This is a genomic window from Acinetobacter sp. 1125_18A, assembly GCF_052824985.1.
In genome coordinates, this window is record NZ_VTDG01000025.1 from 14372 (window position 1) to 29517 (window position 15146).

Sequence of the window (15146 nt, forward strand, 5' to 3'; positions counted from 1 at the left end):
AGGTTATAGTCGATTTATTAGCAGTAAAATAACTATTTTCCAATCATCTTAACTACATGTAAACCTAATAAATTTTCATTCCTCTATCAGTTCTTTTCTCAAACACTGAGTGTAGGCTTTTTCACTAATTTAAAAAATAAGCAATGATTAAATTCAATCCAAGTTATAACCTTATTATCGATTTCAAAAAAGGGACCATAACTGACAAAAAAAATTGATATTTTCGATATGAAAAAAACGTGATGAAAAATCATCACGCTTTATTTTTATTTATTAATTCCATTCAGCAATCGGTGTTGGCATATGTAGTGCCAACTGAGCATCTTTGATCACATCCATTCGTAAGATTTTTTTAGCACCGAGTTGATCCAATAATTGACTGACTGGACCACCATAACGATTTAACTCAACATGTTTTGGAAATAACTTTTGAGCAAAATTTTGGTTATTTGCCTGAACATATGAACGATACCAAATACCATCAACTTGATTCAGCATGGTTTTCTTTTCTTGCTGTGATTGATTTTTTACAGTTTTAAGTTTTGGTGTTGGCGCAGATAGGCTGATGTCGAGATTGCCTTGAGTATCATACAAGTGCGCTTGGACCTGATCAGTTATTTTTAAATCAATTGCAGTGAGCCACTTGGGTAAATTATAACCATAAACACCACGTACACGTGCAATTTCAGTATCGACAGGAAGCGCAAGGACATAACCATAATAATCGCGTGTACGTGCAGATTTGATTAACTCTGAAATATTGGCGCCTTTTGCATGAGGACGGCGAACCACAACAGCAACAGATACTTCATCATAAGGATCGTTATCACAGACATCATAGGCAAAAAAAGTAAGTGAGACCAATCCATATCCAGGTATTGGGCTTAAGGGTTCAACTTTAGCAGGCAACTTTGCTTTTAACTTATCTAATGGTGCAAGCATCAACAGTTGAACATTGCTGGTTTTATAATAATAGTTTGGCGACCACACTTGACCTATACGTGTTTCAACCAGTTGCTTAGGAATCTTTCTAAAGAAATCAATATTGCCCACACCAGATTCTTTTGCAACCTCATCTAAATTTGGTTGCATATGAAATCGGTCATAAAAACCACCTTTAGGAACCTGTACCTTATGCGGTCCAAATTCAACCTCTACAAACGCTTTTGCATTTGGATACTGAGTGGTTGGTTGCTTTGCATTAACTCGATTGGTCGTTACAGTATTTATGTTTTGCATCGCTGTATTCTCTTGTAAATGTGAGATGTAACTGAGCTGATTGTTTGGTGTAAGATCATTTGCTGCAAAAGCAGAATGTACGAATGCAAAACTCATAAAAAGTATTTGAGTTGTTCGATTTAAATTAAAAAATTTCAACATAGCTTTCACTCTAATTCAGCATTGAGTTCATGCTATGTTTAAAGTGGACTTCAAGGTCAATAGGGTTTATTTGTTTTTTAATTAAATTTGAATTGTGATTAAAATTCATGCACAAAAAACCGCAGCTTAAATTTAAAATGATGAATATATTTGATTGCACTTGCAAAAGATCAAATTAAAGCAAATGCTAAATAACACAAAGAGACAGCACTTTATTGGTAAAATGCCATTAATCTAAAATAGACAAAAGATTAAAAAACAGGCTTGACCTTAAAGCTAACTTTAACCCTATACTCACGATGAAACAACTCACAGGAAATCTTGATGACAAATACTTGGGTTATTAAGCATCGTATAATTCAACAGTTATTGGTTGTTTTAGCAGCATTATTTTCAATGCCTTTTGCATCTGCGAATGATAACAGTAGTTCAAAATCGATTTCGAACCCATCTTTGTCAGGATCTAAAGGAAAAATATTGGTTGTGATGACCAATCATGACAAATACCCTTCACGTAAAGATACTACAGGGCTATGGGTGACTGAGCTCACACATTTCTATGACGTTGCGCATAAAGCGGGTTACCAAATGGATTTTATTAGCCCTAAAGGAGGTGCAGTGCCACTGGATGAGCGTAGTCAAAAATGGATCTATATGGATAAACAAGCACACGCTTATTTAGCCGATCCTGCGTTTATGTCACGGTTAAATAACACCTTGCAGCCAAGTGAGGTAAAAGCGTCTGACTATAAAGCAATATATTTTACTGGCGGTCATGGCGTGATGTGGGACTTTCCAAATAATCCTGAATTAACCGCACTAGCTGAACAAATTTATCGTCAAGGCGGTGTAGTATCCGCGGTATGTCATGGTGTGGCAGGTATACTTTCCCTAAAAGATGAACAAGGCAAAGCACTCATTGCAAACCGTAAAGTGACAGGATTTTCAAATCGTGAAGAATCGCTTTCAGGGATGAAAAAACAAGTACCCTTTTTCCTTGAAAATCAGTTGAAATCAAAAGGTGCAAAATATTCTCAAGGATTCTTCCCATTTACCTCTTATGCCATTGTCGATGACCGCATTATTACAGGTCAAAATCCTCAATCACCACGTGAAGTAGGCGAAGAAGTGATAAAAAAATTGGTGACTATACATTAAATGAAATTAGCTAGATTGGACATATTTTGTAAGTGAAAGCTTGCAAAATATCACTTCATCTTAAAGTACTTGTGTGACACCAATAAAAATTTTCAACGCTTAAAAAACAGACATAATCCTAATCAAATTAAAAGACATTTCATTAATTAACAATAAATATCAATATGCTAAACAGAAATATTATGTTGACTCAGTTTTTGTATTAGATTAGTATTTTTAATGTAAATAATTATCATTATCATATAGCCAACAAAGCATTGTCCTTTCTAGCCACGATGATTGTCCATTTTTTTATCAAGCAAAGGATAAAGCAATGTTGTTATCTAAAATGAAAATAGGTCATAAAACCCTGATTGCCAGTTCAATCTGTACCATTCTTACAGGTTGTGGTGGGGGTGGCAGTGGTAGTGGAGACAGCAAACCGAGCAATACTGCCCCAACAATTGATGCGATCAGCCCAGTGACCGTACAAACCCTGGAAAGTAAAAAAATTAGCGTAACGGCAAAAGATGCTGAAAACAACGCGCTTACCTATAGCATTAAAACAGCGCCAAAATTAGGCACTGCAAGCATTGATAGTAAAACAGGTGTGATCACTTATATTGCAGGCAATGTGGTAGGTGCAGATACACTTGTGGTGAGTGTCAGTGATGGTTCACTTAGCACAGATCTGAGCATTACGATTAATACTCAAGTTGAATCGGTGTTTGATTATCAATTCTACAAAGTCACCAACCCAGATACTGGTAACTCTCAAATTGTCCGTTATGACCCTAATAACGACAAACAGGACTCTTACAACAGCATCAACAACGTGATTTTAGGCAATCGTGTCTTTGTGATGAGTGCTGCAAAAGATGGCGATAAAACAGTTTATAAAAAACGTGAATATGGTATTTTCCTTGACCCAAATGCTTCTAAAGAAACACGTACTTACACTCCAGCTGGCAAAACAACTGCAACTGAATACACATTCTATACCGACAATATTCTGAAACGTTTTGATGCAAGCAATCCAAACAGTCAAGCCACCATTTTTAGTAGTGCAGCATTACCAGCAGCATTAAAAACTGCAGAAATGAAGGCGATTGGTGATACACAAACTATGTATCTCAATGAAACTGATATTAATAACTCCTATGTGCAATTGCGTACTTTTGCCAAACTACCCGATATTTTTAGAGGCGAACTGTCTGACAATATTAAAAATGCCTATATCACTGTACGTTTATCAGATGGCAAAGTGACACAAGGTCGAACCATTAAGCCAGTTGTCAATAACAGCACAGGTAAAACTGATTCGGTATTGGTCAACTATAGTGCTGCCTATGTCAAAGGAAGCTACCCAACCGCAAGTAATGAAGCTGCGCGTTTACAAAGCTGTACCATTGATTTAATCACCTGTACTGATATTAGTGGCGGGACAGGTCAATACTACTTCTTAGCACAAAACGATACCCATATTTATTTGGCAAAAGAAGGTGTAAAAACACTTTATGCTTATGATAAAACTGCAAAAACCTTAACGAATGTAACAGGTGCAGAATATCCTGCGAATTATAACCCTGAACATCATCAAATTAAATTTGGTGGTGGGCATGGTGGTTCTGGTATCTTTAGTAATTTCTTTAACATGCCAAATGTAGTCGATAATTTGGCAGAAGGTAATACCGGTTATTTATTGATTAATTATAACCTTGATACACAAAATGCAGCGATCACCCATAGAATATTTGGCAAAGCCTATGTCTTTAAAAATGCCGAAATTCTGAAATTGACAGGCACCAGTGCAAGCAAAATTTATGATAATGGCACTGGTACTGATTTAGCCAATAATTCAAGCAATGTGGCTCTGTCATATAATCTCAACCTGACTGCGGTCAAAAATGGTTATTTATTTGTCGAAGCGGCCAAGTTATCTAAAGACAAGATGAATCTCAATTATCAACAAGGCTGGTTAAATACTGCAACCACAACCACAAAAACAGCGTTGGATAATGCTGTTATTGATCAGGATATTCCATACTTTACTTCAATGCGGGTACCTGCTGTGGCAGTAGGTGATTATGTCTATGTCAATGAGACCAATCCAACTGCCTCAGAAACCCGTGTTTATAACGTTTATAAATTACCACTCGATGCGCCAACAACCAGCAAAACCAGCGTCTCCCCAACGTTTGGCCGTATGTACTTTGAACGCACTGCATTCCGTGCCAATGGTGTTTATGAAGGTAATGTATTGTTATGGAACAAACGTGCCAATCAAGCAACAGATCCAACTGACACAGTCGGTAGTATTGTCAATGCCACCACGGGCAAACTCATGGGTAAAATCAAGGATTTAGAGGGTGGAGGTGGAATTACCAATGTCACTGCTGACGCTTCAGGTAATGTCACGTTGGCTGGGATTGGTGGTCTATTTGGCTTGCATATGACGGGTAGTCATGCTGGTGTTCCTATACTGACTAGTGGCTTCTCAGAAAAAGAAAAGTCATTGAAAAAAGTTAATCATATTAATGGTTCTTGGATCACTGACTAATCCATACATAGCTTATTCAATCGGGTTGCTGTTGCTATTCTTAAGATGGGGGCAGCAACCCTGCGTTTATTTTGACTGGATTTCTGTCATGAACACACCTCCCTTTCTCCCACGATATCTATTATTGACCCTGTGTATTGCTGGTGGATACTCTCCCTTCTATCATCTCTATGCAGCAGATAATAAGAAAGATACAGACATAAATGATGAACAACCTACTAAACTGCCTGTCATTGAAGTTACAGCAGAAAAAGTCCTCAAGGCAGAGCGACAAAATCAACAAGAAATGTTTAACAAACCCTATTCCAAACAGATCATCAGTCAGGAAAAAATTCAGCAGGAAGGCTTAACCGATGTCAAAGAAGCGATTCGGGATATTCCTGGTGTTTCCATTACCGAAACTGGGGCTTTCGGTAAAAATGTAAAAATTCGTGGTCTGACTGGGCAACGCGTGGTCAGTGTTGTCGATGGCATCAAAATCGCCAATCAAGGTTTAGATCACTCAGGTTCTGGTGAAATCAATCAGGTGGATATTAACAACGTTGAAATGATTAAAGTGGTAAAAGGAAGTCCTGCGGTGATTTATGACCCTGGGGCATCAGGTGGCGTCATTATCGTCAAGACCAAACCAGTACAAATGAATCAAGGCATTGGGGTCAGTCAAAAATTCGCTTATGATGAAGGCTATGACAAAACCAGTTCCACCACCAGTCTAAACGCAGGCATGGATAATTTTGGTGCAAAGGTCACTTATACCAAAGAATCTTCCAATGACTATCGGGTTCGTGGTGATGCTGATAAAAAATATGCGATTAGTAAAACCAATGCATTAAATGCAGTGAATAGCACAGTAACCGTCAAAGATTTGGGTTATGACGCCGAATCACTGAGTGCCAAATTATCAGGAAAATTTGCTACCGATAGCCAAATCGATCTCGATTATGACCAATGGATCGGTAAAGATATTGCATCAGCACATGGCAGTACCATGCAAGATGCCATGATAATGTTGTTAGCGCGCAAGGAACGTGAATCCAAATCCATCACTTATCGTAAAGACAATTTAGGAATTTTTAATAATTTCTCATTTAAATATAACAAACAGTCCTTACTGGAACGCCAACAAGAAGGCGGTTATACCGAAACCTTAGACAGTGATAATTTTAATGCCAATCTATTTTTAAACTGGCATCAATTAAAAGCCAGTTTTGGTCTGGAAGCTGTTTTAGATAAGGCCGTCACCGCGGTGTATTCTGAACAAGATTATTATGCAGGTTTTACCAATCTAGAATATGACTTCGGCACATGGACAGGTTTTGCAGGAGTACGTGCCAATTATTGGGCAACCCGACAAAAATTACTTCCTGGGGCAAATGCTGAACTTGCCTCACAACTCATCGGTATTTCGGGAATTACCCCTGAAAAAACCATATTCGAACCAACATGGGCACTTGGAGCACAATATCACCTCACCGATACCCAGAATATTTCCGCCAATATCAGCCGTACTTTCCGTGCGCCTGATTTGTATGAACGTTATACATTTGGTGGCTTTTTGGGTGGGGGTTTAGCTTTACAACCTGAAGAAGGCTACCATGCTGAAGTGGCCTGGAAATACCTCAATGATCATTGGGCTTTAAATACCAGCGTGTTTTATAGCGACTTTGACCAATATATCTGGACGAAAACCAATCGCAGAGTTATTGATCGGGTTGGTTTAGAAAACTGTATTCGCATTGGTAAATGCAATATAGCGACAGGCAATTTCAATGATCATGAATCTGACTTTTTTCAAGACACCACCCAATATTATAATGCCAACCAAGTCAATAATTGGGGTATGGAATTAAGTGCCAACTATATGGATGAAGTCCATGATTTTGGTATTTCAGGTAGTTTTAATAAAATTGATTCTGAAGATGTTTTTGTACAAGCTGCGGCACATCCAATTGATATTAACAGCCATTATAAATATACCTTTAGCCAATTGCCGTTACAGCCATGGGTGAAAGGCAAAATTCAGACTGTATTTGATGAACCTCAAGTCATACAAAAAGGCGGCTTTGATTCTTATACCATCGGTAGCCTATATGCAGGTTTTAATCATAAATATGTCAATTTAAGTGCAGGGATTCGTAACCTCGGCAATACCACCTATAGAGCTGCGTATAGTGGTTTAAATGGTCTGGAACGTACTTATTTTATCAATGCTGAATTTAAATGGAATAATTATAAATGAATGTAAATTTTTGGGTTGCTACCCTCATCTGTGAAAAGAGATTCAACATGATGATCATCTAAATCAATCTGATCTGTTCTATTTCAATTCAAAGTTTATACAAGGTCCGTTAAACAAAATCAAAGCAAAAAAAAGACCCTTAACAATTTAAGGGTCTTTTTTAATATTTGGCGGAAGCGGTGTCCGTATAATACCTATATTATTGTGTCCGAACCAATCCAACATATATTTAACTTTCAACAATTTAATTAAATATCAATCCAACCACGTCTTGCCTAATCCGATCATTTCCAATATTCTATGTGGGTTATTATGTGGGACAAAAAAATCCTATGCCTAAGAAAGCCAAAGAACTCTCTGCACTCAGTGTAGCAAAAATCAAAGAAAATGGTAGGCATGCTGTCGGTGGTGTAGATGGTTTGCACCTGCGTATTGTGAATGGTTCTCGTGCTTGGATTTTACGTGTGGTTGTAGGTCAACGTTTTGATGAAAATGGTAACCAACAAGTCCATCGCCGTGATATTGGTTTAGGTTCATACCCTGAGGTATCCCTAGCTGAAGCAAGAACCAAAGCTCAAGAAATGAAGGCACAAATCCGAAATGGAATTGATCCTATCCAGCAAAAACAGGAAAAGCTTCAGGCTTTACGTATTCAAAAACTTCATGCTCGAACTTTTCGTGAATGTGCTCAGATTGTGATTGCTAATAAATCGCGTGAATTGAAAAATCAGAAACATATTGCTCAATGGTCGACTACATTAGAGACTTATATTTATCCAACTTTAGGTGACCGTGTGATTGGCTCAATAACTAAAGTCGATATTGCCAAAGTTTTGGAACCCATTTGGGCTGAGAAAAATGAAACAGCTAAACGGCTTCGTGGTCGTATTGAAACTATTTTTGATTATGCTAAAGCCATGGAATATTTTGAAGGTGACAACCCTGCCGAATGGAAAGCTAACTTAGAACCTATTCTAGGTAATTTAAAACAGATATCACGCCCCCACCCTTCTTTACCTTATGACCAAGTAGCAGAATTTGTTCAACATCTTCGCCAAAAAGATGGTATTTCACCCAAAGCGTTAGAGTTTGCAATTTTAACGGCTTGTCGCTCTGGTGAAATCTTTGGTGCTAAATGGCAAGAAATTGATTTTGGATCTAAAGTTTGGATTATTCCTAAAGAGCGTATGAAAGCTGAGAAGGAACATCATGTTCCTTTATCCCAAGAAGCCATCACATTGGTTGAATCCATTAAACAGTATAACCAGCCTCAGGATTTTATCTTCCCTGCACCTCGTGGCGGTGGCATGCTTTCTGATATGTCACTGACAGCATTGATTAAACGAATGCATGAACAAAAAGTTAAAGAAAATGGCTTTGGCTATATTGACCCTAAACAGAATCGGGTTGTTACTACACATGGTTTCAGATCGACATTCCGTGATTGGTCAGCAGACAAAACCGATTATCCTCGTGAAGTCTGTGAACATGTTCTTGCACATAAACTTCCTGATGAAGTTGAAGCAGCTTATTTACGTGGAGCTTATCTCGAAAAACGTAAAGCATTAATGGCCGATTGGTCTGTCTTTTGTGATGCATTAAAATAATACTTCGGCTTTTAAGGCAGAAGCATGTGAATACATAATTTTTAGCGAAAACAAATCATCCATAAAAATAAATCTTAGAAAAAAAATAATTTATATGCTCTTTAAATGTTTTAGCACTAAAACTAGCTTATTTATTATGGCTAGTTTTTATAAATTATATTACGATACAGTTACTCACTTGAAGGTATTTGGGAAATTTTGAGCTGAATAGTTTTAGATTTTATAAAACTAACTCTTCAATGACCTTACCAAACAAATTAACAAAACCTTAAACTACCATAGCAGTTAGGTGTAATATTTTGATTTCCTAATTGTAAATTAGATAAAGATAATTTTGCAGGATTAGCTAAAGTCGCCCTATTTAAATCTACAATAATTGGTTTAGGCGTTGTCATTGTTACTCCAAAGAGTGTAAGGAGTGCTGCTCCTGCTGGTGCATAAACTCTATTTTCCTCTTTTAATAATTCGTTAGTCATTAACGTTGCTACTTGAGGTAAAACATCTTTAATATTAACTTCTTGTGTCGCTTTCAAATGGCCTAGTTGGATAGGTTCAGCAAAAGACATCCACCACCCTTTTTGGGCAACATCACTTTTAGTCATTTCCTTCAGGGATTTACCATTTGTATCACCTGAAAAAATATAATTGCCTGGCCATAATAATGGTTGCTGCTGTATACTTAGGTAACCACCCGTACCACTCAGTGGTATATTATGAAACATGCTTAATGCTTGATCAAAAGTGATATCCATATTTAAATTTGTTACCGCTGATCGCTCAGCAAGTTCAATTTTTGCTTTATTAGCAACCCACCCAATAGAATCAAAATTAACTTTAAGTTGATTCAATGGTCCCTTATCTAAAGCAATAGAATTGATTTTAGTTTTCACGCCTTCAACATGAGCATTATCTATTCGATTACCATTGATCTGAAATTCAGGAATACTAAAATTTGTACTCAGTGATGGAATACTAATACCTTTTGTATCAGAACTTCCTGGTTCTGATGTAAATTCTCGATTAGACCATAAAGCATTCAGCAATCCTTTAATTTGATGGTTGGGTTGTTTACCAAAGATAGTCGCTTGAGTACTTGCATCACCAGTGGTTGCTGCTATTCGCATAAACCCACTTAATTTTTGAATTCCATCTGTTGTTGGTTTTGTTTCATTTAGAAGTCCTGCTGATAAGAGTGCATTCATCTTTTCAGCACTAAAACGTATGCCAATAACTTCTCTTGTTGCTGTAGTGTTTGGATTTTTTATCGCAAACTCTAGAAATGGATTTGTCAACACAGCACTTGTAAGTGGTCTAGCTTTGGTACTGAAATTTGGGGAATCGGCACTTGCAGATATATAACCATCTGGTAAACCGCTTAATGATAAATTTTTAATATCAATATCGCATGCTCCAGCACCATTAGTCCCGCCACATCCTAATTGTATATTTCGAACATTTATGTTGAGTTCTGCTTCAGCCTCTAAACCCAATTTATAGAATCCAATATTTGAACTATTAGAATATTTAGTCATTAAATTTGCCCCATCTGTTGGGGCTAAATAGGCAAGACTCAATAGTGCTTGACCATTAGTTTCTGACATCTGTTCATCAGTCATGCTTTGTAAGTTTGGTCTAGCTGAAGCTATATTAAAAAAACAAGAACTTGATACAAACAACATTATCATTAAGTGGTTAAACATGAAAACTCCAGATCTATTAGTTAATTCCAAATAACAAATTATTTTTTTATACTTACTATTGACTTAAATTAAGTAAAATATTAGATCCTTACTCAACTTAAATGTGTTTTTCTCGAATCAATAAACACCGTGAGTAAATTATCATATTTTATATTTTATTTAATTAAACGCCGATCAGCGGCTATAGAGACGTTGATATTTATTATAGGAACTATAACGAATTTCATGGATCTATATTACTAAGCTCCTGTTAATATTTATTTAATAATTTATTTGCAATATTTTACATGGTGTTTTAAATTATTTTATATTTAAAACACTTTTTATGCACTTAAGTTCTTTGTAGTAGATACCAATTACAATCATAAATACATTATTTCCTAGACATCACTAATTCTACTAAAGCAGAAATTTTAGATACCTGCCAATTAAACTTTATTTATATGTTTAAATGGATCTAAGTAATTTAAAATATGTCTGTTGATAAATTGAACTTTGCATTGCAAAATAATGTAAAAAATGTGGATTTGGGCAATACTTAGTAGTGGACTAGTTTTATGCAATCAATTGGCGAGTTCATTTAGATATGAGATTGATATTTATACCATGTTGCAAGGCAATTAAGATAAGTGCAAGTATGAGGCAATTTAAATCAATTATTAAAAATACATCACCATGAAATTGAAAAAATAACTTCAACACCAACCTGTATGACTTTTACTTTATATCCAGCTTCTTTGAATTTCTTACTTAAATTTTCTACTTCATAGTTACTTATGTCACTTGGAAGATATACATTTGCGAATTGATCACCACGGCTCACACTCTCTAGAATGCTACCAATTAAATTAAATTGGATTTGATGTACATAACTTTTATGTAATGAATCAGAAATTCTATTAACCTCAGAAGCGGAAATAATTAACATAAAAATTTTCTAACCTCCTTGATTGATTAAACAAATTACTTTATTAGTAAATAATTCAATAAGAAAGTTTGACATTAAATTTTATGCGATATTTAACTTAAATACATGATATATAAAACAATAAATATTTTAATTTTAAAACATGTTTAAGTACGCATTCTATTAGTAGTAATAAACATCAATCACTCAAAATACTTCTAATAACTTTAAATCTATCTTTTAACTGACTAATTTTTCTATCAATCACAATCATCTCATCACGAGTCATAAGACCATGAGATAGGGTTTGATACTTATTGATCTCAGATTCGTGTCGTTTGAGATTGCTTAGTGCTTCAGTTCTGTCTATTCCAGGTTATGCTTCAATAATCTTTCACAAACACAAAGCGAAGCAATCGAACCTGACTCTACCATTCATGATCAATTCATTTTTCATTTGATTGAATGGGTCAACCTATTCTTGATAAATATTCTAAAGAAAATCATTATAGTAGAAATTTTATTGACAATTCCAAAAATCCAGTAAAGTGAACAATAATATTAAACAGCTTAATTATTAATTTAATAATTAAGTTTTAAACATAAATTAATTAAAAACATATTAATTTTTATAAAAAATACTTTATATCAAATCTATTTAAATATAAAATATTTTCATTTGCAACTAGTTAGCATGATTCATTTTAAAATAAAGAAAACACATACGATCATTTATTCTGCTTTTTTTATAGTAGCAATATATGGTTATACTTCTTCAGATCTTATAATTACAGCTATTGGTATTCTTTGTGCTATAGCTTATTGGTTGATTATTTCAATTTACAGAGAATACTGCAACTCCCCATTTTTTTAATCAAAAAAATTAAACCAATTTTATAAAAATTCAGACAATAAAATTAATTAACTACTGTTCCTTATAGCTCTAAAATAGTCAAAATCAATAAAAAAATCAAAAAAATAAACGATAAAATTAAATACGTATCTATTGTATTAAAACTTTTGATAAACTTCCACATAACCTGCCTTTAAAGAATTGATAGTTATGCTAACATAAAACTAATAAAAAAACTCTCACTTAAATAATAACCTAAATAAATAAATGAGCAAATGAATTTAATTAAAATTTATAATTTAATTCATGAAAGCTAAATATTAAATGTTTTAAACATATTTAATTTAATAATATTACGAATAAAAGACAGTTAAGATGCTGTCGATTATTTATTCACTTCTCTTTAAAGTCTAAATAGGTTTGATTTCTCCCACGCTTCCGACATTCCCTCAGAGTAAAGAAATCGCTGTATTCTCAATACGTGTTAGCAGAAGATTTGTTTAATTCGGAGCATGCTGTTCTCCTTAAAATATAGCAAGTCATTTAGGGCTTGAACCTACAACCATTGGTATAGAAAACCCTGCTCGTACTTGGAGATTTATTTGATCAAATTCCACCAGATGTGCAGATTGGCTCTTTCTATACCGATGGAGCTTATGTCACGAAATACTGTAAAAAATAATTTCAGATCGACACTCACATGCAATCATTCCACAAAAAATACAAACCCTTGGAAGGTTAAAACTCTGAGGTCTATACAGAGAAAAGAATTATTGAAAACGGTCAAACGCATAGATAGAGGAATTTGTAAAAGTCGGCTGGCTATCATCACTGAGGCTTGGTAGAAACCAAGATGTATTGCATCAAATTATTGGGCAATAAACTAAGTGCAAGGAATTTTCAAAGCCAAGTGAAGATGTTTTTTAATTTAAAATGATGACATGCTTCCAATAGTCAAAGCTCTTCAGTAGATTATGAAAAGGCCCATCAAAAGATGGCTATATGTGCCTAAAATTTTGGTGGCTATCCCCCCACTACACTTTAGGTTTGATTTCTACTTTGATTTACGTTCGATTGGATGTGGCATTGAGTATTGGAATCAAACCAAATCGATAGATTCTTAGAGTAGCTTTATTCTTTAAAAATTATATTGCTATATAGACTTTAAGAAATGCTTTGTGTAAAAAAGTCCTTTTAAAATAAAAAACTGTTTAAAAATTAGAGCCATTACACCGATTACATTGACAAACCAATTAGATATAAAATTAATTTTAAAATACCCAATTTCAGGTATATCAAAATTAAAAAATGCTGATTTAATAATTAAAACCATACTTTATTTTTTGTAATAAAATGTTTTTAATATATATTTTATGTTATTAAATCTTTAATTTATACAATAATATAGTTCTCATCAATGAATGATTTGAGGCAGCAATTTTCAAGTATAAGTTTTCATTTTTTTGTAAATATGAGTATTAAGTATCAGTAATTATTTTATTTACATAGAATTTGAGGTGTTCATCAAATTAGTAATTTTGTATCAAAATCCTGATTTCTACAATCATACTACTTATGAAAATTTCATTTTTGAAAATTAACTATGTGAAATATTTTAAGTATTACTGAGTTTAGAAATTTAGGAGTATTGAAATGAAATTTTATGCTTATGTTAGAATTGAGCCCAATAGTAAATTTGAATCAGATAAATTTCTTTCAATTTTATACAAATATGGCTATAAAATTCCAAAGAACAGATTAATTCTTGAAGAAGCCTCTGTAAGTAAATCTATATATTCTAGAGATTTATTTCAAAATTCGATAAATTACTCTTTATCTTCTGGTGATATATTAGTAATAAAAAGTTTAGATTGTTTAGGTTGTAGATTTGAAGAGATGTTATTAATAGCTAATCAAATTTTCGAGAAACAAATTAGACTCATTTGTTTGGATTATTCAAAAAATGAAATTAATGGAGATTTAAGGATTTTCTTTAATCATTTCTTGATGCTATGTTCCCAATTTGAAAAATCATTTAATTTCAATAATGAAAATCTCAATATTATTGTAAAAAAAAATGGCCGACCCGAGATTTTATCAGAAGTTCAAAAAAAACAAGTGCTTCAATATTTCAAAAAAGGTGAAAGCATTAACTCTATAGCTAAACGATTTTCAGTTACTCGTACTGTTATACAAAGAATTTTAAAAGTAGTAGTGAAAAATGTAAATAATCAAATATCGTATTTGGACACTACTTAAGCGCATCAAAATATTAAGATCTTAATAGAAAATTTATTTTAAGTAAATTACATGTAAGCTTTATTCATTTTTTATCGAATTATCATTATATTTAAGGTTTGGATATTTAATACTCTTCAAACTAAATTTAGTGTATTTGATTGAAAAATCCTTAATTTAGCTAAAAATTAGTTAACAGCGTTTAGTTTTAGCAATAGCTTAGTACCATTCTTTTAACCGAAATATTCCTCATAAGCTTAAATAATTTGATCGAACTGTGCATGATTTTTCATTGAAAAAACCGCCATTAATGGTGGTTTCCTTTAATTAAAATTTAATATCATGAGTTAACCTAATTTAACAATTTAATCATCTCTCCAAATATAAAGTTGATTATGTTGATGTTGATTAATTTTGAAACTATAGGACCTAGAACGTTATAAAATTGGTTCTTTCTTAAATTTAAAAAACAATGCTTTTCCTTTTCACAACAAATCGAACTTGGAACGTGATAGCTGAGCTCAC

8 protein-coding genes and 1 pseudogene are annotated in these 15146 nt (G+C 33.8%); 6 read left to right on the plus strand and 3 right to left on the minus strand.

Going from position 1 to position 15146, the window contains the following annotated elements:
* Window positions 1-273: 273 nt before the first annotated feature.
* On the minus strand, window positions 274-1380 hold the full coding sequence (locus FY049_RS21645) for an acetoacetate decarboxylase (protein ID WP_081409371.1): 1107 nt from the start codon (window positions 1378-1380) through the stop codon (window positions 274-276).
* A 324-nt stretch (window positions 1381-1704) separates the two neighbouring features.
* Here FY049_RS21645 and FY049_RS21650 point away from each other — a divergent pair, with 324 nt between their 5' ends.
* The 4 genes from FY049_RS21650 (at window position 1705) to FY049_RS21665 (ending at window position 8923) form a co-directional block, all read left to right on the plus strand.
* A complete protein-coding gene (locus tag FY049_RS21650; RefSeq protein ID WP_081409372.1) occupies window positions 1705-2538 on the plus strand; it encodes a type 1 glutamine amidotransferase domain-containing protein in 834 nt (277 codons plus the stop codon).
* Between the two features lie 313 nt (window positions 2539-2851).
* On the plus strand, window positions 2852-5077 hold the full coding sequence (locus tag FY049_RS21655; RefSeq protein WP_446084366.1) for an Ig-like domain-containing protein: 2226 nt from the start codon (window positions 2852-2854) through the stop codon (window positions 5075-5077).
* Window positions 5078-5165: 88 nt separating this feature from the next.
* Window positions 5166-7316, plus strand: a complete 2151-nt coding sequence (locus FY049_RS21660; RefSeq protein ID WP_446084367.1) for a TonB-dependent receptor — start codon at window positions 5166-5168, stop codon at window positions 7314-7316.
* A gap of 332 nt (window positions 7317-7648) precedes the next feature.
* Window positions 7649-8923 carry a tyrosine-type recombinase/integrase gene (locus FY049_RS21665; protein WP_446084371.1) on the plus strand — a complete coding sequence of 425 codons (1275 nt, stop codon included), beginning with the start codon at window positions 7649-7651 and terminating at the stop codon, window positions 8921-8923.
* Between the two features lie 257 nt (window positions 8924-9180).
* On the opposite strand, the gene FY049_RS21670 is transcribed toward FY049_RS21665, so the two are convergent.
* Window positions 9181-10623 carry a hypothetical protein gene (locus tag FY049_RS21670; RefSeq protein ID WP_446084368.1) on the minus strand — a complete coding sequence of 481 codons (1443 nt, stop codon included), beginning with the start codon at window positions 10621-10623 and terminating at the stop codon, window positions 9181-9183.
* A gap of 670 nt (window positions 10624-11293) precedes the next feature.
* Window positions 11294-11551 carry a hypothetical protein gene (locus FY049_RS21675; protein WP_446084369.1) on the minus strand — a complete coding sequence of 86 codons (258 nt, stop codon included), beginning with the start codon at window positions 11549-11551 and terminating at the stop codon, window positions 11294-11296.
* A gap of 1418 nt (window positions 11552-12969) precedes the next feature.
* Here FY049_RS21675 and FY049_RS21680 point away from each other — a divergent pair.
* A pseudogene (locus tag FY049_RS21680) lies at window positions 12970-13320 on the plus strand (IS5/IS1182 family transposase); the annotation flags it as partial.
* Window positions 13321-14036: 716 nt separating this feature from the next.
* Window positions 14037-14642: a helix-turn-helix domain-containing protein gene (locus FY049_RS21685; protein ID WP_446084370.1), complete on the plus strand. Its 606-nt coding sequence runs from the start codon at window positions 14037-14039 to the stop codon at window positions 14640-14642.
* Window positions 14643-15146 lie beyond the last annotated feature (504 nt).

Coding starts and splice junctions, on each gene's coding strand:
- FY049_RS21645 (WP_081409371.1), bottom strand. CDS start 1,380: ATGTTGAAATTTTTTAATTTAAATCGAACAACTCAAATACTTTTTATG.
- FY049_RS21650 (WP_081409372.1), top strand. CDS start 1,705: ATGACAAATACTTGGGTTATTAAGCATCGTATAATTCAACAGTTATTG.
- FY049_RS21655 (WP_446084366.1), top strand. CDS start 2,852: ATGTTGTTATCTAAAATGAAAATAGGTCATAAAACCCTGATTGCCAGT.
- FY049_RS21660 (WP_446084367.1), top strand. CDS start 5,166: ATGAACACACCTCCCTTTCTCCCACGATATCTATTATTGACCCTGTGT.
- FY049_RS21665 (WP_446084371.1), top strand. CDS start 7,649: ATGCCTAAGAAAGCCAAAGAACTCTCTGCACTCAGTGTAGCAAAAATC.
- FY049_RS21670 (WP_446084368.1), bottom strand. CDS start 10,623: ATGTTTAACCACTTAATGATAATGTTGTTTGTATCAAGTTCTTGTTTT.
- FY049_RS21675 (WP_446084369.1), bottom strand. CDS start 11,551: ATGTTAATTATTTCCGCTTCTGAGGTTAATAGAATTTCTGATTCATTA.
- FY049_RS21685 (WP_446084370.1), top strand. CDS start 14,037: ATGAAATTTTATGCTTATGTTAGAATTGAGCCCAATAGTAAATTTGAA.